This window comes from Phaeobacter sp. S60 (genome assembly GCF_000826845.1).
GTDB lineage: Bacteria > Pseudomonadota > Alphaproteobacteria > Rhodobacterales > Rhodobacteraceae > Phaeobacter > Phaeobacter piscinae.
The window spans coordinates 1-24,247 of sequence record NZ_JSWJ01000010.1; the positions used below are offsets into that span (position 1 = coordinate 1).

The 24,247-nt window shown below is 59.2% G+C and carries 30 protein-coding genes and 1 pseudogene; 24 read left to right on the forward strand and 7 right to left on the reverse strand.

Features of this window, described 5'->3' with window-relative positions:
- A pseudogene (locus OO25_RS22510) lies at window positions 1–304 on the forward strand (DUF1403 family protein); the annotation flags it as partial.
- Window positions 305–346: 42 nt separating this feature from the next.
- On the opposite strand, the gene OO25_RS09440 reads toward OO25_RS22510, so the two are convergent.
- The 4 genes from OO25_RS09440 to OO25_RS09455 form a co-directional block, all read right to left on the reverse strand.
- Window positions 347–1,057 carry an IS6 family transposase gene (locus OO25_RS09440; protein WP_040179825.1) on the reverse strand — a complete coding sequence of 237 codons (711 nt, stop codon included), beginning with the start codon at window positions 1,055–1,057 and terminating at the stop codon, window positions 347–349.
- A gap of 9 nt (window positions 1,058–1,066) precedes the next feature.
- Complete coding sequence (locus tag OO25_RS22515; RefSeq protein WP_175304814.1) at window positions 1,067–2,281, reverse strand: ISL3 family transposase; 1,215 nt, start codon at window positions 2,279–2,281, stop codon at window positions 1,067–1,069.
- A gap of 257 nt (window positions 2,282–2,538) precedes the next feature.
- Window positions 2,539–3,168 carry an FMN-dependent NADH-azoreductase gene (locus tag OO25_RS09450; protein ID WP_040179826.1) on the reverse strand — a complete coding sequence of 210 codons (630 nt, stop codon included), beginning with the start codon at window positions 3,166–3,168 and terminating at the stop codon, window positions 2,539–2,541.
- 35 nt (window positions 3,169–3,203) lie between these two features.
- Complete coding sequence (locus OO25_RS09455; RefSeq protein WP_040179827.1) at window positions 3,204–4,151, reverse strand: alpha/beta fold hydrolase; 948 nt, start codon at window positions 4,149–4,151, stop codon at window positions 3,204–3,206.
- 174 nt (window positions 4,152–4,325) lie between these two features.
- Between OO25_RS09455 and OO25_RS09460 the strand changes: the two genes are divergently transcribed.
- From OO25_RS09460 to OO25_RS09520, 14 genes are all read left to right on the forward strand, one after another.
- Window positions 4,326–4,940, forward strand: coding sequence for a CGNR zinc finger domain-containing protein (locus tag OO25_RS09460; RefSeq protein WP_040179908.1), 615 nt, complete (start codon window positions 4,326–4,328; stop codon window positions 4,938–4,940).
- Between the two features lie 119 nt (window positions 4,941–5,059).
- Window positions 5,060–5,461, forward strand: coding sequence for a hypothetical protein (locus tag OO25_RS09465; RefSeq protein WP_040179828.1), 402 nt, complete (start codon window positions 5,060–5,062; stop codon window positions 5,459–5,461).
- On the forward strand, window positions 5,458–6,267 hold the full coding sequence (locus OO25_RS09470) for an RNA polymerase sigma factor (protein ID WP_040179829.1): 810 nt from the start codon (window positions 5,458–5,460) through the stop codon (window positions 6,265–6,267). The genes OO25_RS09465 and OO25_RS09470 overlap by 4 nt, the downstream gene beginning before the upstream one ends.
- A gap of 460 nt (window positions 6,268–6,727) precedes the next feature.
- On the forward strand, window positions 6,728–7,108 hold the full coding sequence (locus tag OO25_RS22190; protein ID WP_139044765.1) for a hypothetical protein: 381 nt from the start codon (window positions 6,728–6,730) through the stop codon (window positions 7,106–7,108).
- 69 nt (window positions 7,109–7,177) lie between these two features.
- Window positions 7,178–7,315 carry a hypothetical protein gene (locus OO25_RS22940; protein ID WP_175304815.1) on the forward strand — a complete coding sequence of 46 codons (138 nt, stop codon included), beginning with the start codon at window positions 7,178–7,180 and terminating at the stop codon, window positions 7,313–7,315.
- A 155-nt stretch (window positions 7,316–7,470) separates the two neighbouring features.
- Window positions 7,471–8,373 carry an AraC family transcriptional regulator gene (locus OO25_RS22195; RefSeq protein WP_052465637.1) on the forward strand — a complete coding sequence of 301 codons (903 nt, stop codon included), beginning with the start codon at window positions 7,471–7,473 and terminating at the stop codon, window positions 8,371–8,373.
- Window positions 8,374–8,462: 89 nt separating this feature from the next.
- The gene (locus OO25_RS09485) at window positions 8,463–9,425 is read left to right on the forward strand and encodes an SMP-30/gluconolactonase/LRE family protein (protein WP_040179830.1); all 963 of its coding nucleotides are present in this window, start codon (window positions 8,463–8,465) and stop codon (window positions 9,423–9,425) included.
- A 19-nt stretch (window positions 9,426–9,444) separates the two neighbouring features.
- Window positions 9,445–9,738 (forward strand): DUF1330 domain-containing protein, encoded by a 294-nt coding sequence (locus tag OO25_RS09490; RefSeq protein ID WP_040179831.1) that lies wholly within the window; start codon window positions 9,445–9,447, stop codon window positions 9,736–9,738.
- Window positions 9,739–9,902: 164 nt separating this feature from the next.
- Window positions 9,903–10,538 (forward strand): TetR/AcrR family transcriptional regulator, encoded by a 636-nt coding sequence (locus tag OO25_RS09495; protein WP_242407016.1) that lies wholly within the window; start codon window positions 9,903–9,905, stop codon window positions 10,536–10,538.
- Window positions 10,535–11,413: an SDR family oxidoreductase gene (locus OO25_RS09500; RefSeq protein ID WP_040179832.1), complete on the forward strand. Its 879-nt coding sequence runs from the start codon at window positions 10,535–10,537 to the stop codon at window positions 11,411–11,413. The genes OO25_RS09495 and OO25_RS09500 overlap by 4 nt, the downstream gene beginning before the upstream one ends.
- Complete coding sequence (locus OO25_RS09505; protein ID WP_040179833.1) at window positions 11,414–11,746, forward strand: putative quinol monooxygenase; 333 nt, start codon at window positions 11,414–11,416, stop codon at window positions 11,744–11,746.
- Window positions 11,739–12,428, forward strand: a complete 690-nt coding sequence (locus OO25_RS09510; protein ID WP_040179834.1) for an SDR family NAD(P)-dependent oxidoreductase — start codon at window positions 11,739–11,741, stop codon at window positions 12,426–12,428. The genes OO25_RS09505 and OO25_RS09510 overlap by 8 nt, the downstream gene beginning before the upstream one ends.
- Before the next feature lie 19 nt (window positions 12,429–12,447).
- Entirely contained in the window at window positions 12,448–13,281 is an 834-nt protein-coding gene (gene cysE / locus OO25_RS09515; RefSeq protein WP_040179835.1) for a serine O-acetyltransferase, read from the forward strand.
- A 94-nt stretch (window positions 13,282–13,375) separates the two neighbouring features.
- Window positions 13,376–14,083, forward strand: coding sequence for an IS6 family transposase (locus tag OO25_RS09520; protein WP_040179836.1), 708 nt, complete (start codon window positions 13,376–13,378; stop codon window positions 14,081–14,083).
- A 120-nt stretch (window positions 14,084–14,203) separates the two neighbouring features.
- Here the strand turns inward: OO25_RS09520 and repC are convergent, their stop codons facing one another.
- The 3 genes from repC to OO25_RS09535 form a co-directional block, all read right to left on the reverse strand.
- The gene (gene repC / locus OO25_RS09525) at window positions 14,204–15,355 is read right to left on the reverse strand and encodes a replication initiation protein RepC (protein ID WP_242407018.1); all 1,152 of its coding nucleotides are present in this window, start codon (window positions 15,353–15,355) and stop codon (window positions 14,204–14,206) included.
- A 226-nt stretch (window positions 15,356–15,581) separates the two neighbouring features.
- A complete protein-coding gene (locus OO25_RS09530) occupies window positions 15,582–16,235 on the reverse strand; it encodes a hypothetical protein (protein WP_040179838.1) in 654 nt (217 codons plus the stop codon).
- Window positions 16,236–16,320: 85 nt separating this feature from the next.
- Window positions 16,321–16,590, reverse strand: a complete 270-nt coding sequence (locus OO25_RS09535) for a hypothetical protein (RefSeq protein WP_040179839.1) — start codon at window positions 16,588–16,590, stop codon at window positions 16,321–16,323.
- A gap of 197 nt (window positions 16,591–16,787) precedes the next feature.
- Between OO25_RS09535 and OO25_RS22520 the strand changes: the two genes are divergently transcribed.
- The 9 genes from OO25_RS22520 to OO25_RS09580 all read left to right on the forward strand — a co-directional run bounded on the left by OO25_RS22520 (window position 16,788) and on the right by OO25_RS09580 (window position 24,245).
- Entirely contained in the window at window positions 16,788–17,129 is a 342-nt protein-coding gene (locus OO25_RS22520) for a hypothetical protein (RefSeq protein WP_082035316.1), read from the forward strand.
- Between the two features lie 220 nt (window positions 17,130–17,349).
- The gene (locus tag OO25_RS22525) at window positions 17,350–17,760 is read left to right on the forward strand and encodes a lytic transglycosylase domain-containing protein (protein ID WP_082035317.1); all 411 of its coding nucleotides are present in this window, start codon (window positions 17,350–17,352) and stop codon (window positions 17,758–17,760) included.
- Window positions 17,757–18,041, forward strand: coding sequence for a TrbC/VirB2 family protein (locus tag OO25_RS09550; RefSeq protein ID WP_040179842.1), 285 nt, complete (start codon window positions 17,757–17,759; stop codon window positions 18,039–18,041). The genes OO25_RS22525 and OO25_RS09550 overlap by 4 nt, the downstream gene beginning before the upstream one ends.
- 23 nt (window positions 18,042–18,064) lie before the next feature.
- Entirely contained in the window at window positions 18,065–18,340 is a 276-nt protein-coding gene (locus OO25_RS09555; RefSeq protein ID WP_040179843.1) for a type IV secretion system protein VirB3, read from the forward strand.
- Window positions 18,330–20,699 (forward strand): VirB4 family type IV secretion system protein, encoded by a 2,370-nt coding sequence (locus OO25_RS09560; RefSeq protein ID WP_052465640.1) that lies wholly within the window; start codon window positions 18,330–18,332, stop codon window positions 20,697–20,699. Before OO25_RS09555 ends, OO25_RS09560 begins: the two co-directional genes overlap by 11 nt.
- Window positions 20,700–20,921: 222 nt before the next feature.
- A complete protein-coding gene (locus tag OO25_RS09565) occupies window positions 20,922–21,953 on the forward strand; it encodes a lytic transglycosylase domain-containing protein (RefSeq protein WP_175304816.1) in 1,032 nt (343 codons plus the stop codon).
- Window positions 21,943–22,752 carry a type IV secretion system protein gene (locus OO25_RS09570; protein WP_040179845.1) on the forward strand — a complete coding sequence of 270 codons (810 nt, stop codon included), beginning with the start codon at window positions 21,943–21,945 and terminating at the stop codon, window positions 22,750–22,752. The genes OO25_RS09565 and OO25_RS09570 overlap by 11 nt, the downstream gene beginning before the upstream one ends.
- Window positions 22,753–22,755: 3 nt before the next feature.
- Window positions 22,756–23,244, forward strand: a complete 489-nt coding sequence (locus tag OO25_RS09575) for a hypothetical protein (RefSeq protein WP_139044766.1) — start codon at window positions 22,756–22,758, stop codon at window positions 23,242–23,244.
- On the forward strand, window positions 23,244–24,245 hold the full coding sequence (locus tag OO25_RS09580; RefSeq protein ID WP_040179847.1) for a type IV secretion system protein: 1,002 nt from the start codon (window positions 23,244–23,246) through the stop codon (window positions 24,243–24,245). The genes OO25_RS09575 and OO25_RS09580 overlap by 1 nt, the downstream gene beginning before the upstream one ends.
- Window positions 24,246–24,247 lie beyond the last annotated feature (2 nt).

The following is a 24,247-nucleotide window of genomic DNA, read 5'->3' on the forward strand; positions in this document are numbered from 1 at the left end:
GTTGCGGGACCGGCTCGCGCTGCGCGCGGCCGAGGCTTGTGTTGCGTTTTCAGGGCGACCGGAGCGGGCAGGGGAGTTGCGCGACGCCGTGCATTTGCTTCGTCCCGGTGATCTGCCTGGACCGGCCGGAGAAGCTTATCAGGCCTGGCGGCACGCGGTGGAGCGGCCGGTGTCCATCAAGGCTTTGGGTCGGGCTTTGCCGACTCTCGAGCCGGGTCCGATCGCGGCGTGGCTCGATGTAGCGCAAGGCGCACCGGCAACCCGTGGGGCGATGGTGCTGGAAGCAGTGCTGACGGTATTGCCAACTTGTTTTTTGCGGGTCCGAGAGTTGCGTGAACTTGACCAATCAAGCAGTCATCTCGAGGGCATAGTCTTTCCAGAGATCGAAGGCATCGGATCTGGCGTGGCGGTATGAGACGGAGGAAAGGCGATAGCGGCGCGGGCGAAAGACAGTGTTGATCTGGTCATGGGCAGCCAGAAATCTCTGTGCCTGTCGGGGCGATTTGAACCGCCCCATTAGCTTTTCGCGTTTTCGCGTCGGCCTGTGCGATCCTTCGATCCGGTTGTTCAGGCCCTTGTGTGCCCTGTGATCCGCACCTCCTACTAGGTTGCGGATTGGCTTGATGTAGCTGCGCAGTTTGTCGGTGATGACGACGCGTGGCGCGCCAAAGCGGTCAATCAGGCGCTGCATAAAACGCTTGGCCGCCTTCGCGTTACGCTGCTTCTGAAGTAGAATATCAAGAACATCGCCATTGGCATCGACGGCCCGCCAAAGCCAGAATTTTCGTCCATTGATTGGGATAACGACTTCGTCGAGATGCCATTTGTCGTTGGCAGCGGGCCGATCCCGTTTCACGCACTTTGCGAAGTGCGACCCGAACCGGTTCACCCATTTGCGTACAGTCTCACGGCTGACCTTCACACCCCGCTCTGCCAGAAGATCTTCGACATCCGCGGTGCTGAGGGCAAACCGGTGGTAGGCCCAGACAGCAAAGGAAATGATTTCACGTGGGAAACGGAAGCCCTTCAGGCGCGGCAATTCGGTCGGCATCTTCATGCAAGTCGCCTACCCAAAGCCCGGCGTACTAACAAGTTGGCAGTGCCTCTGGTGCTCCACGGCGGGGCCCTTCGTTTGCTTTTCGGCTCTGCGCCAGCCCGCCAGAAGCCGCTGTAAATGCGTCAGACTCCCCTCGTAACCACGCTCTCGGATCAGAACGAAAAGGGCGCTCCCAGTTCGAATGCCTTCCTTCCAACGTTGGCTCAGGTACTCTTCAAAGTACCATGGCGAAGTCGGTTTCAAAGCGGCCCGCCTGCGGTCCGGTGGTGTATCGAACTGCAGCCATTTCGCAATGCTACGACGCGGGAACCCTGTTTGTCGCCCGATCTCGTTGCAGGTAAGTCCCTGATTTCGGAGCGCATAGATGGTGGTGAAAATCTTCTCTCGAGACGTCCTGTGCGCAAGGCGTGACTTCAGAAGGCTTCCGGCCGCGGTGATGTTGTCGGCGTCGGACAGCAGCGCCCTGCCGGTCACACGGCCGTGAAGGTTCATTTGCTCCTCGAAGGCCTGCCGCAGGTTTTGCACGATATGGAACCGGTCGGCGACCTGCTTCGCCTGCGGTGCCCCTTGCCGTGCAGCCTGGGCGTAGAGACCGCACCGATCTCTGCTGATCACTTCTAAATCGGGATGTCGCTTCAGCCAGTTGGTACAGGTGACGACATCTCGATCCTCAAGAATGTCGATCACCACACGACGCTCCAGATCCACTATGATCGTGCCGTAGGTTTGCGATTTCCGCCAGCTCCAGTCGTCAATCCCGATGACCGTCGGAGGCTCGGCGGTGCGTTGAGCACACTTCTTCAGCTCCCTGAGCACAGTGTCATCGCTGACCCCAAGGCCCAAAAGGTGCAAGAGCCGCTCGGCAGGCCGCCCGCCGGCCGCATGAGCAAGGTGGCGGATAATCTCCCCGACACGCGAGGTGCGCCGCGCAAAAGGACGCGCAATCGAGGCGATCTGCTCCGAGAAAGTTCGGCGCGGGCAAGCGGGCGTCAAACATCGCCAACGGCAAACCGCGAGATCAACCGTTACCTCGTCTCCATGGGCGGGATAATCCTGCAGCCGCCGACGCCGCCAGCCGTGACGTCGGCGTGAATACAATCCACAGTCTGGGCAGATGCCGCTTGGTGTCAGAACGCCCGATACAATCCACCCGCCGCATCGGCTTCGTTCAACGCTTTGAACCGAAACATCGCTGCCCGGCGACCAGTGGTGCTTCGAAATCATGACTAATCCTCCTGAATTTTTCAGTCTCAGGATAGTAGCGCCACACAAATTGAGGATGACCCGATTTAAGGGCAAAGCGACAGCGGGGCATTTATTGCCAATGCAATTGGCGGCCTGCCGCGCAAAGCGCAAGTATTTGAAAAATCGCATCGAAAGACTACGTTCTACCTTCGGCAATCAAGATCTGGCGCTGACCGTGCCGCCCTCTGTAGCACTGCCGCCCCGGCGTCGATTGCACCGGGGCGGAGCTGTTGCCCTCAGGCCTTTTCCAGGTTCAGATCTGCGGCCCGCTCAAGCGCTTTCATCTGGTCTCCGACCGGGTCCGCAGTCAGCAGGGAAGGCTGGAATCGCACCGTCTCGATCTCGGACACACCGATGAAGTCGAGCCACCAGTCTAGATAGGTCGAATGGTGATCAGTGCCGTATTTGGCGGGAGCGCCCGGCGCATAGACACCAGACGTGTAGAAGACGCGCGCCGACTTGCCGCTCAGCAGTCCGCTGTAGCCCGCTTCGGGGTCGAAGCCGAACAGCAGTCCGGGCTGCGTGATGATGTCGATGTATTGCTTGAGCTTGTAGGGGATGCCGCCGTTCCACATTGGCACTGACAGCACATATTCATCCGCCTCGATGAAGCGGTTGGTGACGGAGACCACCTGGTCCCAGGCGCTTTGACGCGGTGCGTCCATGTCGCCGACACCAAAGAAGGTCATCTTCGCCGCCGCCTTGTCGCCGTCGAATTCCGGCAGATCGGCGCTCCATAGATCGAGCCGATCGATGGTGGCATCCGGCTGGGCCGCCTTCCGGGCGTCAAGATAGGCTTCGGCCAGCTTGCCGGATTGCGACATCGCTCCGCGTGGCGATGCTGCGATATGGAGTATCTTGGTCATTGGGTCGTTCCTTTCGGTTGGGGTGGTTGGTGAAATCAGTGATCGAAGGCGTCGCGGATGGCGGCGCCGATTTCTGGGGCATGGGTTTCCAGGGCGAAATGACCGGCATCAAAGATGCGTGTCTCGGCATCCGGCATCAGCGCTTGCAGGCCGGTTACGGCTTCCATGGTGAAGAAGGGATCGTTAGCGCCCCAGGCGATCAGTGTCGGGGGCTGTTCGCGGGCCAGATATGCCTGCCACGCGGGATAGGACGCGACATTGTCGCGGTAGTTCCACAGGTATTCAAGTTGGACAGCGTCATTGCCCGGTCGATCCAGCCCTGCCTGGTCGCTGACCCATGCGTCGGGGCTCAACCTGCCGGACCTTGTGCTGCCCTGTGCATATTGCCAGCGCGTCGTTTCGGGGGCGAGGAATCCACGAACCGGCGCTTCGGTTTCGGCGGTGCGGTCAGTCCAAAACGGGGTGAACCGCGCCACCACCTCAGGGGACCAGCCATCGACATGCACGGTGGCATTCTGGAACACGAGACCTGAGACGCGCTCCGGGTGCGCCACCGCGAGCCGCATACCCACAGGGCCGCCATAATCCTGCATATAGAGCATGTATTCCGACAGCCCGAGATCCTCGACGAAGGCATTCATGGTCTCGGCCAGGGTGGCGAAGTCATAATCGTAATGCTCGGCCGCAGGGGCTGCAGATTGTCCGAAGCCGGGATAGTCGGGGGCGATAACGCGATAGCTGCCCGCGATTTCGGGGATCAGGTCGCGAAACATGTGCGACGACGAGGGGAAACCATGCAGTAAAAGCATGACGGGCGCATCCGCCGGTCCGGCCTCGCGATACGCGATCGAGACCTCGCCAATCTCGGTGGTCCGGTAGCTGACGGGCCAGGAGTCGGGGCTGTCGGCGAAAGAAGGGGAAGCATGCAGAGCAAGCGTCAGGGCTGCCGCGACCGTGGGGCGGCCTAAGAAGGATTGGGTCATGTTGCACCATTGTTAACCTGTCAAATATAATTTTGACGGTTATCATATATCCGTTAAATACCACTTTTGACAGTTACTTTATTGTGATGACGCACACGGAAATGTAACTGGTAAAGTATAATATTATAGGTTATGTGGGAGGATCACTCCCTTGGCTCGCAAACGGAGCATCAAATGACACAGGACCACCGACCGGCACCGATTTTTGTCGGGGAAAGCCCCGCGCTGGACTTCCTGAACAGCATCGCGATGCCGCGATCCGTGCTCTACGACTGGTTGGAGGCGGGCCCGGGCCTGTTGGACTGGTTCGTCGCGGCGGGGCTGGCTGCGGAATCCGAACTCGCCCCGTTCCGCAAAGCCGATGCTGCGCCCGCACTTGAAGGCGCACGGCAAGAGATCGTCGCGTTGCGCGAGAGGTTCCGGACCTTCATTGAAGAGGCCGGCGGCAGCCCGCTGACAGATCCGGAACACCCGATCATTGCCGAGATCAATGCGATCCTCACGCGTGGGGCGCGTTTCCAGCAGATCGCGCCGACAACGGAAGGCGATACGCAGTCTCTCATCCTTGTCGACAAGCACCCGCTGACCGACCCGAGCGATCTGATCGTCAGGATCGCAACCGCCGCCGCCCACCTGATTGCCGAAGCGGATTTCCACTATGTGAGAAACTGCGAAGGGCCAACCTGCACACTTTTCTTTCTCGACATCAGCAAAAACCACAAGCGGCGTTGGTGCTCGATGGAGGTCTGTGGCAACAGGGCCAAGGCCGCAGCTTATCGCAAGCGCTGACCACAGCTTGGCAGGACAGAGAACTTTTTCAAATTTCTTTGTCACAGTCTCATCGGTCGCCGCCTCTTTCCTAATATGCGACCGGGATTGGCCCGGTGCGTTTCAATGAGGACGACAAGATGAAAACCCATGACGTGCAATCCATAAGCATCGCGAAACCCCGGGCAGTGGTCTTTGCCTATATCGCCGACCCCACGAACCTGCCCAAATGGACCAATGCGTTCAAATCCGCCGATGCCGAGAGTGCAGAGTTGGTCACACCGAATGGCGCGGTTCCGATCAAGCTGGAAACCCGCGTCTCTGCTGAACAGGGGACTGTTGATTGGATCATGACCTTTCCCGACGGGGCCAAGGGCGCAGCCTATTCGCGCGTGACCGAGGACAGCGACGATACGTCGATCTATTCCTTTGTTCTGATGGCACCGCCGGTGCCGCTTGAAATGCTGGAGGGTGCATTGGAAGGCCAGAAAAAGATACTGGCCGAAGAGCTGGTATCGCTTCGGGCAAAGTTTGACGGGTGATCCATCTGGATCCGGAACAGGTGCGCGCCGCGCGGAAAGGGGACCGCGCGGCGCTGGCATCGGTAGTGCAGTCGCTGCAGCTCCCGGTCTACGGGCTTGCCATGCGGATGCTGGCGCATCCGGCTGATGCCGAGGACGCCACGCAGGAAATTCTCATCAAGATCATCACCCATCTAGGGACGATCCGCGAGGACGGGGCGGCCGGGGGCTGGGCGCTGAAGGTCGCGTCCCGGCACCTTGTCGGTATGCGCAAGCGTAGCCGGGTGGAGGCGATGCGGATGAGCTTCAAGGATTTCGGCGACGATCTGGAAAGCGGGCTCGCCGATCCGGACGGCTCGCCCGACAACGCGATCACGGCCATCGCCATCGAAGAGATCAAGATCGGTTGCACCCTGGCGATGCTGACCTGTCTTAACCGCAGCCTGCGCATCGCCTACGTTCTGGGCGACATTTTCGAGATGTCCGACAGCGAGGCGGCAGAGGTGCTCGAAATTTCAGCTGCCGCCTACCGCCAGCGGCTGAGCCGCGCCCGGCAAGAAGTCACCCGCTTCGTGAAGACCTCTTGCGGTGTCGTGTCAAAAAGTGCTGCCTGCCGATGCGAAAAGCGGCTGACGGCTGCGCAGGACTGTGGCCGGATCTCGCTGGGCGCACCGGCATTCGGGTTGGCCGCCCTGGCCACCGACATCCCCAAGCTGCGCCGCAAGATCAGGAGACTGGAAGAGGGTCGGCGCGCCGCCACGTTGATGCGATCGAATCCGGCCTTTCCGACGAATGTCGGCGATCTGATCATGGAGGTGATGAAGTAGCTCGATGATGGCGCTCTGTCGGAGCTGATCTGGTTGGATGTATTCATTATCATTGCGCATCTTTGCAATGGGAACTGGCTTGTGGCGGGGACGGATTGTGCTGTTGTTGATGGCATTGCTGACCGCCATGAACCTTGGCTGATTGCCTCGGACGAGCGATGGGAGAGCGACCGGTCAGTGTCGGCCTGCGCCTCCGATTTTCGCGAGTTGCTGCTAGGGGGCTGCTATGCTGGGCCACGCGCGTTGAACGCGCCGGTGATCGCCGGTTCGAGGTCGATAGCGATGCAGGTCTCTGGTCGGCGGATCATGTCATCGCCGCCTCGGTCGGATACGACCTCCCTATGTCGCCGATCTGGACCCCGCCATCGCCCAGCTTCACATGCACAATTACCGTCGCCCGGAGGACGTGCCCGAAGGCCACTGCCTAGTCGTGGGCACCGGGCAATCCGGCGTGCAATTTATGGAGGATCTGCGCATCGCGGAGCAGCCGGACCCGAAAGCCACCGAGGCGAAGACTAACCATTGCTTGACGGGGCGCGATGGCGGTCATGAGATCGAGCTGCGCGCCTTCGCCCGCGACGGTCTGCCGCTCTACGGTTCCGTGTCAGGGATAGAGGGCACGACGATCTGTTTCGCACCGGACCTAAATCGCAATTCGGACGACGCGGACAAAAGCTACGTCGGTATCAGCGACATGCTCGACATCGATATTGCCGTGCCCGAGGCAGAGACATTCCGCAAGGTCTGGCGGCCCGAGCAAGAGATCACCGAGATTGATGCGCACGACCAGAGGGTTACCTCTGTCTTGTGGTGTATCGGATTCCGGCCCAGTGATAGCTGACTGAGCGTGGATTGCCTGGACGATACCGGCCGCCCCCGACATCGCCGGGGCATCTGTGAAGCATACGGGATGTATTTCCTCGGCCTCGGTCGGCTGCACACCTGGGGGTCCGGGCGCTTTCTGGGTGTCGGCGGAGACGCGGCCTTTGTCACGGATGCGATCATCGACCGGCATCTCGATCAGGGCAAGCGCTGGGGGAACGGCTGAGCGGCGACAACCGGCCATTCATTCCATCCGCCAGCAGCGCCCTTGTCCGCGTCAGGCCAATTCTGCGCCGCAAACGGTCAAACTCGATTTTAACGACCGATCGAGTGAAAGAGCTGATAAACGCACAGTAGTCAGACAGTCATGGGAACGGAGCGATGCTCGAGCACAACATCATGGCACGGCTGGAGGCAGCGATGACCATGGCCTTCCTGTCCGGGCAAACCGCGCGGGGGGTCTGGATCAATGGCTGCCAGCAGGCGCAAACGATTACCCGAATGGATATGTCCGCACCGATGCTGATGTTCCCGATCATCGGCCAAAAACGGATCATAGCGGATCGTCAGACCTATAATTCACGTCCGGGCGAAATCCTGTTGCTCCCCAAAGGCGTGCGTTGTGATGCCGAGAATATTCCCGAACTAGGGCAAAGCCGCTTTCTGGGCGCATCGCTGGTGTTCGACCACGAAACACTTGATCTGTTCGGCCGGGCCTATTCCGATGGGCTCAAGGATTGGGAACTGACGCCGAAGTGGAAGGCCGCCGGAACGAATGAGCTCTATTCGCTGATCGCGGACTGGATCACCCATGACCAGAACTATCCCGCCGACCTGATCCAGACCCGTCACAGGCTGGTCGAGATCCTTCTGATCCTGGCGCGGCAGGGACTGGCCGGAAACCTTCTGCTGTCCCATGACGAAACCCTCTCCGAACGGATCACGCATCACTTCAAAACAGACCTGCCGCGCGACTGGTCTGTGAAGGACCTGACCAAGACGTTTGCCATGAGCGAAAGGACCCTGCGCCGCCGGCTTCAGATCGAGAACACGGGCTTTCGCGATCTTCTTGAGGATACGCGCCTGAACCAAGGGGTGGAGCGGGTCATTTCCTCGGACATGCCCATCGGACAGATCGCCTTTGAATGCGGCTACCAATCGCAGTCCCGGTTCGCCGAACGGTTCCGCCTGCGCTTCTTCATGAGCCCGACTGAGCTTCGCGCGACGCAGAAACGGCCCATCGGTGACCTCGTATCCCTGGATCAGCACCGAACGCGCAATTGACCGTTTGCAGCGCGCCCTTGACCATCCGCAGCGCGCGGCCTGCGCGCACATAGCCCAAATCTTTTCCAGCAACTCTGGAAAGGAACGCTATGACACTCTCCCTCAAACCCCTCCTGCTTGCGGGTTCCCTTGCTGCTATGATGCCTGCCTTCGCACTGGCCGGGAGCAATATCCCCTTGCCGGACGCGGGATTCGCGCCCGAAGGCATCTCGCATGATGCGGCAGGCAACCTTTTTGTCGGCAGCCTGGCCCAAGGTCGCATCATCAAGATCTCCCCCGAGACCGGGGATGTCACGGAATTCGCCTCCGCCGGGGCAAATGGGTTGGTGACCGTGGTCGGTGTCCATGTCGAAGGCAATCAAATCTACGCCTGCTCGTCCGATCCCGGCATCAGTGCCCTGACAGGAACGGCCTCCCCAGCGCTGGTGTCCTTCAACACCGAAACCGGCGCGCCCACCGGTCGCTATCCGTTGCCCGAGGGTGGCATATTCTGCAACGACATAGCCGCACTGCCCGATGGCACGATCCTGGCCACGGACAGCTTCGTGCCCCGCATCTACGCCCTGAAGCCTGGCGCTGATCAGCTGGAAACTTGGCTGGAAGATAGCCGCTTTGCTGGCGAGGGATTTAATTTCAACGGTATCGCCTATGATGACGGCGCGGTCTATGTCGCGCGCTACAACACCGGCACGTTGCATCAGGTTGACCTGGGCGTGGACGGGCAGGCGGGACCCATTGCAGACCTTAAGATGTCGGCAGAACTCCACGGCGCGGACGGTTTGACAGCCCTTGGCGATCACAGGTTTCTTATCGTTGAAGGCGGCGGGCTGCACGCTGGGGCGCGGGGCGCGCTTCTGGGGGCAGTTGTGTCCGATGGAGAGGTCAAGCTCGAAGCCATCTCGGAAGATCTGAATGTGCCTACGACGGCGACGGTGATCGGCAAGACAGCCTACGTCGTAGAAGGTCAGCTCGACCATTTGTTCGACCCGGAAGCAGGCAGCCCGGATCCGTATCGCATCCTCGCAATCGAATTGCCTGGAAAATTACAATAAAGACGGAAGGGCAAAAGCCATGACGGCACATGCTATCGTACTCTCAAAACCGGACCCCGCCAAAGCAGAAGGCGCAAAAAAATATGCGGAATCCGTTCAACCCCTGCTGAAAGCCGCAGGCGTTGCGCCGAAACTGCGTGCGCCCGTTGCTGAAGTCCTGGCAGGCAAGAACGACCCTGCCACGGTTTTGGTTCTTGATTTCCCCGATCAGGTAGCGGCGAAGGGCTTCTTTGATCAGCAGGCCTATCAGGACCTGATACCGCTTCGAGATGACAGCTTTACCCTGATGGAGATCTACATTCTGGGTGACTGACACCTGATCCCGATCACGGCGATATTGGCGCGGCGGAAGTCGCGCCAATTTAGATCCTCCCTGCACCTGATCACCGAACCAGAGACGCCCTAACCGTTCAAAAGGGGGTAACGACAGTGTGACCGCCCGGTGCTTTTAATTAATAAGAGACTGGTCTAATTAATATGCGAAAGCAGCTGGAGGAACCCAAAGTGGCACGCCCTAGAGATGAAAAAACACACCTGTCGCACCGCGAAAGACTCTTGGATGCGGGCGAACATGCCTTTCGGGAAACCAGCTTTTCCGAAAGTGGGATCAACGAGATACTGGCAAGCTCGGGTGTGCCCAAAGGGTCCTTCTACCACCACTTCTCCTCAAAAGAGGCGTTCGGGATTGCGGTGGCCAATCGCTACAGCGAACAGCAAATCGCGGCGGCAAAGGAATGCCTGGAAGACCCGTCACTTCCCGCCGTCGACCGCCTGCGCGCCTTCTTTGAAGGTGCCCGTAGGGACATGGGAAACCGCAAATTCCAGCAGGGATGCCTGATGTGCAATCTCTCCACCGAACTTGCTGACGAAAGACCTGCGTTTCGGGTGGCTTTGGACACACATTGGCGGGATTTGATCACCGTGGTGGCGGGATGCCTGAACAACGTCGATCTGGCCGATCTCGGTCTGGACCACCTCACTCCGGAACAGGCAGCCGACTGGCTGATGAACGCCTGGAGCGGAGCCCTCACGCGCATGAAAGTTTGCGGTAGTGACGAACCTCTCGCGCTTTTCATGCAGACCATCTTCAAGACAAAGGACGTAAGACAATGACAACTCCACAAACGATCCTCATCACTGGTGCAAGCCGGGGCATCGGCCTGCTCACGGCCAAAACGCTCGCCTCACGGGGGCACACTGTCTATGCCGGAATGCGCGATATGGCCGGGCGCAACAAGGATGCCGCTGCTGAACTGACCGCGTTTTCCGACAGCACAGACGGCAGCATCACGCCGATCGAGCTCGATGTGACAAACGACACAGACTGCGCCGCAGCCGTTGCGCAAATCGAAGCGGTGACCCCGATCGACGTTTTGATCAACAACGCGGGAATCATGCCCGTTGGACTGACCGAAGCCTACACGCTTGAACAGGCCAAGGATCTTTTCGACGTGAACGTCTATGGCATCATGCGGATGAGCCGCGCCGTTCTAGGGCAAATGCGCGCCAGAAAATCCGGCCTGATCATAAGCCTCAGCTCTGCTGCAGGGCGCTTCGGGATGCCATTCTTCGGGCTGTATTGTGCCAGCAAATGGGCGATGGAAGCTTATTGTGAATCGCTGCACTACGAACTTGAATCGCTTGGCATCGAGTCCATTCTGGTTGAGCCCAGCGGTCACGGAACCGATCTGGTCACGACGGCCCCTGCGCCTTCCGACGTGCAGCGTGTCGAAGATTATGGCGATCTGGCCAAGGGACGGGAGCGTCTACTCGGAATGTTCCAGGGCATGTTTGATCAGGGTGATGCCAGCACCGATGCCGGCAATGTCGCCAATCGCATCGCGGATCTTGTAGACACGGAAGCACCGCGGCCGATCAGAACGCAAGTCGGCCATGACATGGGCGTTTCTGCCGTGAACGATGCAGTCCTGCCAATTCAGGCCGAGCTTATCAAAGGCCTGAAACCCGTCTACATGGGAGCCATGTAAATGTCCGATCTCAAACCTAAACTGTTCCTGTTTGCCGTGATCGAAACCAAGCCCGAACATTTCGACGATGCCAAATCCGCATTGGATGCGCTCGTCCCGCCGACCTTGGATGAACCGGGCTGCCATGTTTTTTCGGCATTCGCCAGCAAGGACCGTAGCAACACCCTGCATCTCTTCGAATGCTTCGAGGACGAGGACGCGCTGAATTTCCACTATGCGCAGGACTACACGAAAAGCGTTTTCAAGAAATACGAAAACTGGCTGGCCGCACCTGTTGAGGTCACCAAGATGTCGGCGACTTCTCGGGGGAGTTGGGAGCAGTTGCATGGCTGAAGTAGCGCTGATTGTCGGTGTCGGCCCCGGTCTCGGGGCCTCGCTGGCCCGGACCTTTGCGCAGAACGGTTACGATGTGGCGCTTGCGGCGCGACGTGCGGAGTCATTGCAAGCCCTCTGTGCAGAGATCGGTGCAAAGCAATATGTATGTGACGCGTCCGACGCAGAAAGCGTGAAGGCTCTGTTTGCTCAGGTAGACGAGGAATTGGGCTCGCCGGAAGTCGTTGTCTACAATGCAGGGGCCTACACCCGTGGCCCCATTGCGGATCTTGATCTGGATGCCGTACGCGCAACCTTGTCGGTGAATGCCTGGGGGGCGTTGGTTGTCGCCCAGGCCGCCGCACATCGGATGATCGCGAAGGGCAGTGGCACCATGCTGTTCACCGGCGCCTCCGCTGGGCTGAAGGGCTTTGCCCAATCCGCACCCTTCGCGATGGGAAAATTTGCGCTGCGCGGACTTTGCCAAAGCTTGTCGCGGGAACTGGCGCCAAGAAACATCCACGTCGCCCACGTTGTTCTGGATGGCGTGATCCTTCAGCCTGCTCGTGGTAAGCCTTACGCAAATCCGGACACCACGCTGCACCCCGACGAAATTGCCCGCACCTATCTTGAGCTGTCCCGGCAGCACAAGAGCGCTTGGACCTATGAAATCGAGTTGCGGCCCAATGTTGAAATCTTCTGACGTCCGTCCGGACGCCAGGATGACTCGAACAACCGGGATGGGATCTACCATGCTGATGACACTGAAAAAGACTAATGAGAATACAAGGCAATCCATGTTCGAGCTGTTCCGGGCCGAGGTCGCCCGGTTGCGCACGCGGGAACCGATCCTGAATTCTGTGCTCGCCCCCCTCGCGGATGCACCGTCGCTGGAAGAGATGCTCGCACGTCACCTTGCGACGGTTCTTCATCTGCCGGGGGTGGATATCTCTGCCCTGTCGGATTTGTTTGCAGAAGCCCTGCAGGCACATCCATCCGTGTCGAATGCCACGATTGCGGATCTCGAAGCTGCCTACGACCGCGATCCGGCCTGTACCAGCTACTTTCACGCCCTGCTCAATTTCAAAGGGTTCCAGGCGGTTCAGGCCCATCGCATTGCACATCACCTCCTGGCGGATGGCCGCGCGGAGATTGCCGCCTGGCTATCCGGCCAGGTTTCGCTGGTGCTGGGACCCGACATTCACCCAGCAGCACGCATTGGACGCGGCATTCTGGTCGACCATGGCGCCGGTGTCGTGATCGGAGAAACGACGGTCATCGACGACAATGTCTCGATCATGCAGAACGTTACCCTGGGCGGCACCGGCAATGAGACCGGGGACCGACACCCCAAGATCGCAGAGGGGGTCATGATCGGCAGCGGCGCCAAGGTTCTTGGAAATGTCAAAATCGGTGCAATGAGCAAGGTTGCGGCGGGCAGCGTTGTCGTGAAAGACGTTCCGCCGAACTGCACGGTCGCAGGCGTCCCCGCCAAGGTGGTTCGCTGGCACGACGCAGCACGGATGCCATCGCAAGCCATGGATCAGCGTATCTGAACGACTCCAACGGCATTGCCAAGTTGTTGTGGCGTGAGGGGGAGTGTTGCATTAATCGAGGGTCTTGGCCAAGATCAGGCTTTTGAGGTTTCTGATGCCCCGCAAGTCACCTTTCAAACACCATCGCTTTCCCCGCGACATTATTCTTTGTGCCGTGCGCTGGTATCTGCGTTATCCACTGTCCTATCAGGATGTCGTGGATTTGCTAGCGGAGCGTGGGATCACGGTTGATCGATCCACGGTATATCGCTGGGTTCAAAAGTTCGGGCCGGAATTGACCAAACGCACCGAGAAGCATCTGCGGCGTGCCAGCGTCGATTGGCATGTTGATGAGACCTACATCCGGGTTGGCGGCAAATGGCGTTATCTGTGGCGTGCCGTTGATGCAAATGGCCAGATGATCGATTTCCGCCTCACCGCGCGACGGGATGCAAAAGCTGCCAAAGCCTTTCTGAACAATGCGATTGAACGCGTGCGGCTGCATCGCCCGGTAACGATATGCTCCGACAAAGCCCCGACCTATCGACGCGTCATTTGCGAAATCAATCATCGCTACGATCCGCACTTCGACAGCATCCGACATATCGACAAGAAATGGCGAAACAACCTAATCGAAAGCGACCATGCCGCCATGAAACGACTGCTTGGTTACCGACAAAGCTTTCGATCCTTGAGATCAGCCAAGGCAACCCTGAGCGGGATTGAGACGATGCGAACCATCAAACGTGGCCACATCCATCACAAACAACCAGGCGTTCAGGGCGAGATCCAGTTCATCTGCAAACTCTTCGATGCCGCATGATCCAGCGCACCCATCAACGCAAACGATCAACCCCGATCAATTAATGCAACAGTCCCACATAAACTTCACTACCAGATTTTCAGCGCGTTTTTGGGCAAGTTCAGTTGCGGGTTGGAAACTCTACCTCACCCCATTGCGCCGTTTTTGCAGAGCCGCAACGCTTGCATCGAAGTCCAGCCTTCCTGCCTTGGCTCGACGGATCAGTTCGCGCATCAAACCGCCAGGATTGCGAACAGGGTAGCTCGGGTGATCTCGCTGCGCATCAACCAATAGTAGGCAGAAAGCCAACCCGTGGTCGCCCAAGGTGCTCTGGCCCTCGTGCCAAACTGAAGCATGGATATCGAGCATCGGCAGCAACGCCCAGGCAGCCTCGATGATGTCGCGCTCTTTGAGAGGTCGGTTCTGATCTCGGCTCGCGTCAAGCATCATGCGTAAGCCGTCGCCGGCAATGCGATATAGATTCTCTGGCGTCAGAGCGGGTGGCGCGGGGCAGGGAATTGATGATGGCGGTTCACTCTGTGCGATTTCCGCGTGTCTTTCAGAGTTATCCACAGCGGGCGGCGTCTCTACAATTTGAGTTTCTTCTCTGGTGTTTTGTGTAAAGGGCCGGAAGTTTTCCACTGGCTGGTCGGAAGAAAGCCCATGGTTTTCAAGCCAATCTTCAAGGCTGTTGCACAGATCGGAACTGGCCTTCAAATGGGCGTTGAGCCGCTCCAGACCGAGACGGCTTAGCGCATCGCTGCGTGGCCATTCATCGAAACTGGCCAGAATCTTGGCGATCTCAGGATCGTTGATAGCCGAGGAGGGCAGGGCGGCGATGCACCGTTTCATGTGACGCAAACGAAGGGACCGAAGATCCTTCAAAGCGCGCAAATGCCTCCGTTCCGCACGGAGCCGATCGCGAAGGGCTATGAACTCTTCCAGTCGCGCGATCAGCGGAGTCAGTATCAAGCCTAGACCAGCGCGACCATAGCGGGCCCCATTCGCCGCGACACGTTTCACGATCAGCCCAAGCTTGGCCAGCGCGGCCTCATCCGTTCGCAACTGGCGCGACGTCTTGCCAAGTTCGACCGCTGCGAGATCTTGCGCGCCAAAAAACACCGGTTCACGATGGGGAGATGTCCAGTCGGATGCGCGGGTCCGCCCGATGATGTAGTTCAGAACTGCGAGGCGCGCCGGGCGCAGGCCTATATGCGGGGCAACCTCTGAAATTAGTGCCATAACAGCACCTTTGGTCCAGCCGTCCGGCAGGGTGAGATGGGTTTGGATCACGTTCAATGTCTAGTCCTTGTGAATTGGGACAAGGCTGCAACAGGGCATCCGTGTCCCCGCGAGCGACACGTTTTTTCATTGCCTTGACTGTCGGGACTGCTAGAACGAGATCACAGTTTGATTTGATCTGACGGAACGCCAATTCCGTTGTTCTTTGAGCCCCTCGCTTGGTTGCCGCCTTGCGGGGGTTTCTTCTTTTTTATCGTTTGCCTGTGACTGTTTGAGATCAGTAGTTGACTTGTTCGAAGCCATAGGTGCCCTCAAAATCCTCCCAATCGACGAACACAGCACGGACCCAGATATCGGGGCAGTTCTGGCCGTATCGCTCGGCCCCTCGGAAGGCTGGAGGAAGGGCACTTATCGAGCTGTTTTGCCACCGAAATTGGCCGTCATGATCATACGTGCCACGCCGCACGGAAGCATATCTGTTGCAATCGTCACGGCCCTCCCTCTGACGTGCCGTAACCTGAAAGACATCTATGGAGCGGATGAAATCAAAAGCAGGGTCCGTCACATCGATATCGGCGGCACGCCCGACAGCTTGGGCGAGTTGGAGCGTTTCTCGCTCTCGGGGCAGGGAGACTGCTGGACCCGGATTGAACCCCGCCAACCTGTAGAGACGCTCAACCGGGTTCGGCGCTTCGAACTCAGCACGCATTGGACAACGCCAGATCTGCAGCGGTGGTTCGACTGGCCAGGGCGTGATCCGGCGGATAAACTCCGCGCGCGCCCGGGCACATGGGACCGAAGGCGGCCAACCGCCTGCGAGGCACAGGAGGATCGCACAATCGATCTGGTAGCCTTGTGCGGCGGCAGGTTTGGCAGCAAGCGGTGTAAGCCCGATCGCGATGATCGCGGCAGTTGACAGAAGCCGCCTCATGACAGAGCGCCGCCGCTAAAGCGTTGTCGTATAATCAGACTTATGTTAATTGTGTCATAATTACTGACATATTTTGTGCGTCGTTTCATTGGAACATCTCCTGGTAAGCGTCAAGCACAAGACGGACTTCGGCCTGCGCGGAAGCTGATGCTGCGGCGAGGCAATTCAGATAGGTTTGTGCCTCATCGAAGTAGGTGTTGAACTCGGCTCTGATGTCGTCGCCGTACTCGTTCAGGAGCGCAGGCGAGGCCGACAGCTCCGGTCGCAACGGCAACACGCAGTCCATCGCCAGCGTCTCGGCGTTTGCTGGGATCGCTAGGGCGATGAATGTGCTACATGCCAGCAACCGCGACATCTGGTGGTCTCCCGACAATCTGGGGGCGAATCGTGTGTCGGACCTATCACCGAAAAAATATCGCAATCAATCAAAAGATATCTATTGACCACTTAAAGCGTTTTCCGCTACGTCGCCACATATCTTGTGACATGCACTGTTTGAAGCGGTGCAAAAGCAGGTTACTTCCGTAGGAACTTCTTTCCTTCGGAGGCAAAATGGCAGGAACAAAATACCCCGTGATCCTAACATCGCACATGCAAGAGGCGATCAAGGGTGGGGCATGGATCGAGGTGGAATGCGTCGAGGCCCCGGAAAAGGGCGGCAATACGCATAGGGGTGGCTGGACGGTTTTCGTCTGCTCCAATGACGGTCAAGGCGGTGTGCACCGGTCGGTCTATGTGACCAACCGGGATCTGAAACCACGCGTCTTCAAGACCGCAGCAGGGCTCATGAGCTTCTGCCTGGAGCTCGACGCAAAAGTATTCAGTTGCCCGCTCCGAGAAGGTGAGAGAGGCACGTGGGAGTTTGAGACGACAAGGTATCCTACCAGCGGCTAGCCTCGTTATCTGGGGGCTTTCAGGCCCTTCCTCTTATGCACAATCCGTTATCGATCTCGATGCTCCAGACCGTGTTGGTCGACTGACCAGCAGCGTTCTCGACTTCGCAAGACCTCAACCCGAGCAAAGCGACGTTGTCGCACGTTCTGAGGTCGTCCCTCTTAATTCACCACGCCTTTCCCCGTCTCGGGTCCCGTCAGGTCGCCCTGCGATCGAGGCTATGATCCTCGATGTGGGGTCGGTCTATGCGGACCACCCAGCCCTGCGCAGGGCCGGGATGACCTCTCGCGACTGGCTTGCATTCTTTCGCGCCAACATCGCCATTGAAAGCGCATTTGATCCAGGCGCGCAGTCGCATGTCGGCGCAATCGGGCTCGGGCAGTTGATGCCGGACACCGCACGCGCGCTTGGCGTCGATCCGCATAATCCTGAGCAAAACCTGCATGGGTCCGCCCGCTATTTGCTGACACAACTTGATCGCTTCGGCACGCCGCAGCTTGCGCTCGCGGCCTATAACGCCGGCCCCGAAGCCGTGGCGCGTCACGGCGGTGTCCCCCCCTACCGCGAAACCCAAGGTCATGTCCGCAAGGTCATGGCCGTCTATGCCCAATCCATCGGAGACCAGATATGAAACGCATTGACTATACCCGGGCGGCATTGGCCGCGTTGCTGATGTTGGCCGCAGCCCCGGCGCTTGCACAGGACCTCAGCCCGGTCTCTGACATGATCGACAACATCATCGACGCGGTGACGGGCCCGATCGGTCGTGGCCTCGGCGTGCTCGCTCTTGTGGGGTCCGGTGTCATGATGTTTTTCGGGCGCCTCAACTGGCCGATCTTCGTTGCCGTGTTTGTCGGCGTGGTGCTGATCTTTTCGGCCGAGACCATCATCGACGGCTTTGCGGTTCCTTGATCTGAGCGGACGCAGAGATCCACATGCGCGACACACCACTCTTTCTGGGGCTGACCAAGCCGCCACGGATATTCGGTCTTCCGATCGGATATTTCGTGGCGTTGGTCTTCGCATCCGTGATCCCATTCATTCTGGTTGACGACATGCGGTTCCTGCTGGTGTTCGTCGCAGGCTACCCACCGCTTTGGCTGGTCGCAGACCGCAATCCACATCTGTTTCAGATTCTGAACGTGGTGATGTCGCGCACACCGCGAACGAGTGTGCGATCCGGTGATGGGGGCGATCTCTATGTCGCGTGAATATCGGGGGTTTCGTGCCAGCAGTGCCGTTCGGGATGCACTTGGGGACAAGGCTTTGAAAGCCGAGCGTGTTGGGCGGCATCTACCCTACATCGCTGCGGTGCGGGACAATGTCATCCTGACGCGGCAGGGCGATCTGATGGCGTCGGTGACGCTCGACGGGATCGACAGCTTCACCAGCGATGACGCCCGGATCGATGAGATCAGCGAAGGCTTTGCCCGGATCGTCAGTCAGTTGGGCGAGCGTTTCGGTTTCCACATCAACAAGGTGTCACGCCCGGACGTCGCGGACCTTGCTGCGCCTGACGGTATGCCCTTTGCAAATGCGGTAGACGCGGCGTGGCAGAGAAGCCTGCGCGCACGTGACCTGAAAGCCCGCACCTTGATGCTGACAGTGCTGATGCGTCCGTCGATGGCGCAGGCATTCTCGAAGGTTCTGGGCGTCCTTGGCGGCGGCCGCGATTTCCAGAAAGACATCGATACGAGAATTGTTGCCCTGGAGGAGGCCATGACCCTGATCATGGCGATGTATTCCGACGCAGGTGCGGCGCGACTGACAGTCTCGAGCGGGGACTGGCTTGCAGTGTTGGCCGCGCTTCACGGACAGAGCTATGGCAAGGTCATCGCGGCCCCCGGGCAACTGTTGGCCGACACGATGAGCAATTTCGACGTCAGCTTTCAAGGCAAAACCATGCGGCTGGAAAGCGGCGGCAGCCCAAGATACGGTGCGATTTTTGGGATGAAATCCTATCCCAGCCGCACCTGGCCAACCATGCTGGATGCGCTGGAACTGCCCTATGACATCACGATCACCAACTCTTTCACGCCGCGGCGCGCCAACGAGATGGTTGAGCGCATTCAACGCACCTTTCGCCAGCGGGGTGCCTCCGAGGATGCTGGTGTCAGCCTGACAGAGCAATTGATCGAAGCCGCCGACGCCGTGGCATCCGGCCGGTCGACCTTTGGGACACATCATGCCTCCGTGCAGGTCTTCTGTGACAGCGCCGAGGAACTGGAACAGGCAGCTTCCGAGATCTGGCGGGCGGGGCAAGAGACCGGTGCCGTTCTGGTACGGGAATCCTGGGCCGCAAAGGCGCTCTATTTCGCGCAGGCGCCCGGGAACTGGGCCTACCGGATCCGTGACGGGATCGTTTCGTCGCACAATTTCGCAGAGCTGGCGGCGTTTCACAAGACAAGGCCAGGGCGCGGACCTGAGGCCAGCCCATGGGGCAAGACGATCACGGCCTTCCCGACCGTGACCTCCAGCCTCTACCGGTTCAACTTTCACGAAGCAGGGCGCCGGACCGATGAGCCAAGCGTCGGGCACACGCTCGTTCTGGGCCGCACCGGGTCTGGCAAGACACTCGGCACGGCTTTTCTCATGGCGCAGGCCCGCAGAGTGGGCGCGCGGGTCATCGTTTTCGACAAGGACCAGGGGTTGGAGATGGCGATCCGCGCTTTGGGTGGCAGCTATAGTGAAATCAAGGTCGGCCAGCCCACCGGCTTTAACCCGATGACCACGGAGACCGATGCGCGGGGGGCCGCCTGGCTGACAGATTGGCTCGGCGACATTCTGGCCCGTCACCGTCCACTCGAAACGGTCCAGACCGTCGCGCTGAACGAGGCGGTTCGTCAGATCGCCGCTGCGGAGCCGGGCCTCAGAACCTTCGATGGTTTGGCAAGTCTCGTGGCCTCTACCGATGATGATGGCGACCTGGTGTCCCGCGTGCGGGAATGGACAGAAGTCGGCCGGTACGGTTGGCTTTTCTCAAGGCCCAGTGCCCAGTCGATTGCCATTGGCGAGGATGTCCTTGGTCTCGACATGACCGAACTTCTGGACCAGGACGCAGAACGCTCCGCCCTACTCGCCTATCTCTTCCGCCGTATCGAGCGCGTGATCGAGGATCGCAGACCAACGATCATTGTGATCGACGAGGCGTGGAAGATGTTGGCCGACGATATCTTCGTCAAGCGCCTCCATGACTGGCTGGTTACCATGCGCAAGCGCAACTGCGTGGTGATGATGTTGACCCAGACACCGGGCCATCTGGACCAAAGTTCGGTCGGCCAGATTATCGCAGAAAGTGTGGCCACCCAGATCCTGTTTCCCAATCCACGGGCAAATCCGGAGGATTACGGCATCCTGCGCCTGAACGCGCGCGAGGCGGATTTTCTTTCCAGCCCGACAGCCGGGTTGCGGCTGGCATTGATCCGTTCTGGGGCCGACAGCGTGTTCGTCAATACCGATCTCGCAGGCTTGGGCGGTCTGGTCACTGTTCTTGGTGGCGGCAAGACCGGCGAGGAAAAGGCACCTGCCGATTGGCGCAAGAAAGAAGAATTCTGGAAGGACATGATGTGAAAGCACGATTTTTTCTGTTGGTCGCCATGGCGGCCCTGAGCGCTTGCGAAGGGGCTTCAACCGGCGTGCGCTCGCCCTGTTTTGAGCGGCCCGCGATGGCGTTCTCGGCCCCTGCTCCCGACCTTGTTTCACGGAATGCGCATTGTGATTTCCAGAGCTTCTAGAATGGCGATTCCGTTGGCCTTGGGTCTTGGCTCTCTTGCCTCCGCGCAGGGCGTGCCAGTGATCGATGGCTCCAACCTTGCCCGCGCTGTGTCTCGCGTCGAAGAACTCGCACGCGATGCCTTGCGGCAGGGCCAGAAGCGCGACGCCCGCCAGGAACAAGCGGAAATCTATCAAGAGCAGCTTGAAGCCTATGAGCGTTTCCTTGAGGAGACCACCGGTATCACCGACCTGAGTGGGTTCGAAGCGGGTGGACCTGACTGGGCGAGCGCTGCAGAGACTTACCCAGCCCAGGAAGATCATCCTGATGCCGATCGCCTCTTCGGTGAGCCAAGCGACGTGGAGCGCATGATCATCACGGTGGCGCGGCGCTATGAAGGTCATCCCGGTGTTGCGGCCGCCGGACTTACGCCACTGACATGGCGTATCCTGTTTCAGTCCTTGATCAAGCAGGAAAGTCGTTTCAACAATGCAGCCGTCTCCCACGTGGGTGCGCGCGGTTTTTGCCAGCTGATGCCGGGCACAGCATCGGATCTCGGTGTGAACCCATATGATCCCTGGGAAAACCTGGACGGTGGCGCACGCTACATTCTCGCGCAACTGAACCGCTTCGGTCGGATCGATCACGCTCTGGCGGCCTATAATGCAGGCCCCGGCCGTGTTCTCGAGTATGGTGGTGTGCCTCCTTTCGAGGAAACCCAGACCTACGTCCAGCGCATCAACGGTTTTTACAACGACTATCTTGGCACCATCACCGGCGTCGACATGACGGGGTCACTAGCGGGCTTCGATGGCGCCTCGGCCGCCTGGGGCAACTGGGCGGATGCCTCGGTCGGCTATGGCGCCTACATGAGCACCCAGATCGATCAGGCCATGACCAGGATCGCGGCGCTCTTGCGTGAAGATCCGCCCGATAACGCAAAAGAAGCGCTGGACCGCTCCACCTACATGCTTGCTGAACGGGCGCGGCTCATGGCGCTGACGCTGCGTCTGCGCGCGGCCCACGTGAAAGTCGAAGCAGCGCAAGGTTTGACCGAGGCCGCCGATCACTTAGAGCAATCCACTTTCTGGAGGTACTCCGATGAGGGCTGAGACCCGCCTTGCCGCTTTCCTTGTCGCGGGCACGCTCATGGCTGCCCACCTGCCCCCTGCCTTCGCTCAGGGTGTGCCAGTGATCGATGGATCGAACCTCGCGCAGAATATCGAGCAGCTGCAGGCCGCGCTGCGCGATGCGGAAAACCAGCTCCAGCAAATCGAGGAATTGCGCACCCAGATCGAGCGCCTCACTGATATTCAGGGCCTGCTTGATGACGTCTTGGGATCGGTTACCGGCCTGAATGAAATCGCGGCCCTTTACAACGATGTGGAGGACCTGCGTGCCCGCGCCCAGAAGATCACCGATCTATCGGGTTTCATGGACAACCTGTCGCTCGGGGATTTTGACAGCCTGCTGGACGATCTGCTCGATGGCGACGTCACCATGGGAGAGCGCCGGGCCGCTGATGCCATGCGCGAGACCATGGCCAGTGCGGGGTTCACCTCGGAAAAACTCACCGAGCTGAACGACGCCGGGAACCCGCAAGGCGCTGCCATAGCCGATCTGGCGGCTGCCAATGCCATGGTTATCGGGCAAGCCCAGATTTCCTACGAGGAAGCCGCCCAGAGCATCGAGCGTATCGATGGGCTGGTGGAAGCGATTGGCGATCAGGAAACGCTCAAGGAATCGATCGATCTCAACACGCGTATGGCCGCGGAGACGAATTACATGCTGGGCCAGATGTGGCGCCTGAATGCCGTCCAAGGCTTGGCGCAAGGTCAAAATGGCATCGATTTCGCGGCCGAGCAGGCCCGCACACGCTCCTTCTTTGATTTTTCCGGCGCCGAGGACTGACCCTTGAATACATCACTCAAAGCACTTGCAGTTTTCATCACCCTAGCAGGCAGTGCCTGGGCGGAAGACTTGCAAGACCTGCCAGACGATACGTTGCTCGGGGAGGTCGTCACTGCCACTGACAATGGGGAGGACGAACGGCTCCTCGATCTGATGCGCGAGGTACAGGCAAGGGGGCTTTTGATGTTTCCGAAGCCGCAAACCTGCACCTTCAGCTATCCGGACACTGAGTTTTTCGGCAACGAGATTTTCCGTGGCGCGGTTCGATGGGGCTTCGGCACCGACCTGAGAGAGCTTGCAATGTCGCAGGGCTTCTGCGGCTGCATCTATGATCTCGGGTCGCTCGATGCGTTCACAACAGAACGGGTCGACAAGCCTGCGCATGCGCTCACAGCGGCGGATTTCAATGCCATGCGCCGGTATCGAAACGCTGAGTGGAATACCATTGATCAACGGTATGCAACCTTTCGCGAAGAAAGCTGTGGCTCGTAATGGCGATCATCGCGGACGTATTGACCATGGTCGACGCGACTGTGGCAGGTGTCGCAGCTGATACCTATAACAACACCGTTGCGGCTGTGCGCCCCGTAGTGCGTGCAGCGTCCGTATTGGTAACGATCCTAGTTGGTGCCAATTTGCTGATCCAAAGCGTTGAACTTACGCGCGCAACGATCGTCGCCCTTGGTCTGCGTTTGGCGCTGGTGAACGTGTTCCTGACCTTCGCGAACCTCTCTGTCCCCTATGACGCTTTGACAAACGCCCCGGCGGAACTCGGCGCCGGGATACTGAACTCACTGTCAGGCGGCACAGTTGGGAACCTCTATGATGGGATCGACGATCTCTATTCCCAAGCCCTGAATGTCGGTCAGGCTATCAGCCAGAATGGGGGCTGGCTGGCCGGTGCCATGACCAGCGTGGTCATGTTTCTTGTGGCCGCAGCCATGGCGACGATCACCATCATCGTTCTGTCGGCTGCCAAGATCATGTTGGCGGTATTGATCGCCATCGCACCTGTAGCCGTGGCCTGCACATTGTTCAAACAAACAGCGCCTGTGTTCGAGGCCTGGGTCAAACTCGCCATCGGTTTTTCCTTCGTGCCGCTATTCGTGGCTGCCATGGCTGGATTTACCATCGCCACTGGCAACGCCGTCGCGCCAGGCAGCCTCGACAGCGTAGAAACGCTCGGGGACGCGATCTCATTCGTCGTGGTGATGATGATCGGTGCCGGCTTGATGTTACTCGTGCCAACTTTCGCCCAAGGGCTTGCCGCCACGAACATCGGCCTCGCCTCGATCGGTGCAAATGCCGCGCGGATGCCCGGGAACGCGTGGCGCAATACAGGTGCCGCGATCCGGGGCGGCGATGACATGCGACGAGGCTTTAACGCAGGGCTTCTGGGACAAGGCGTCTCTGACCGATCGTCCAGCGCGGCCCGTGCCGGGAGCTACGCAGGCGGTGCGGTCAAGCTCGCCGGAAAGATGAAGAAGGGATAGTC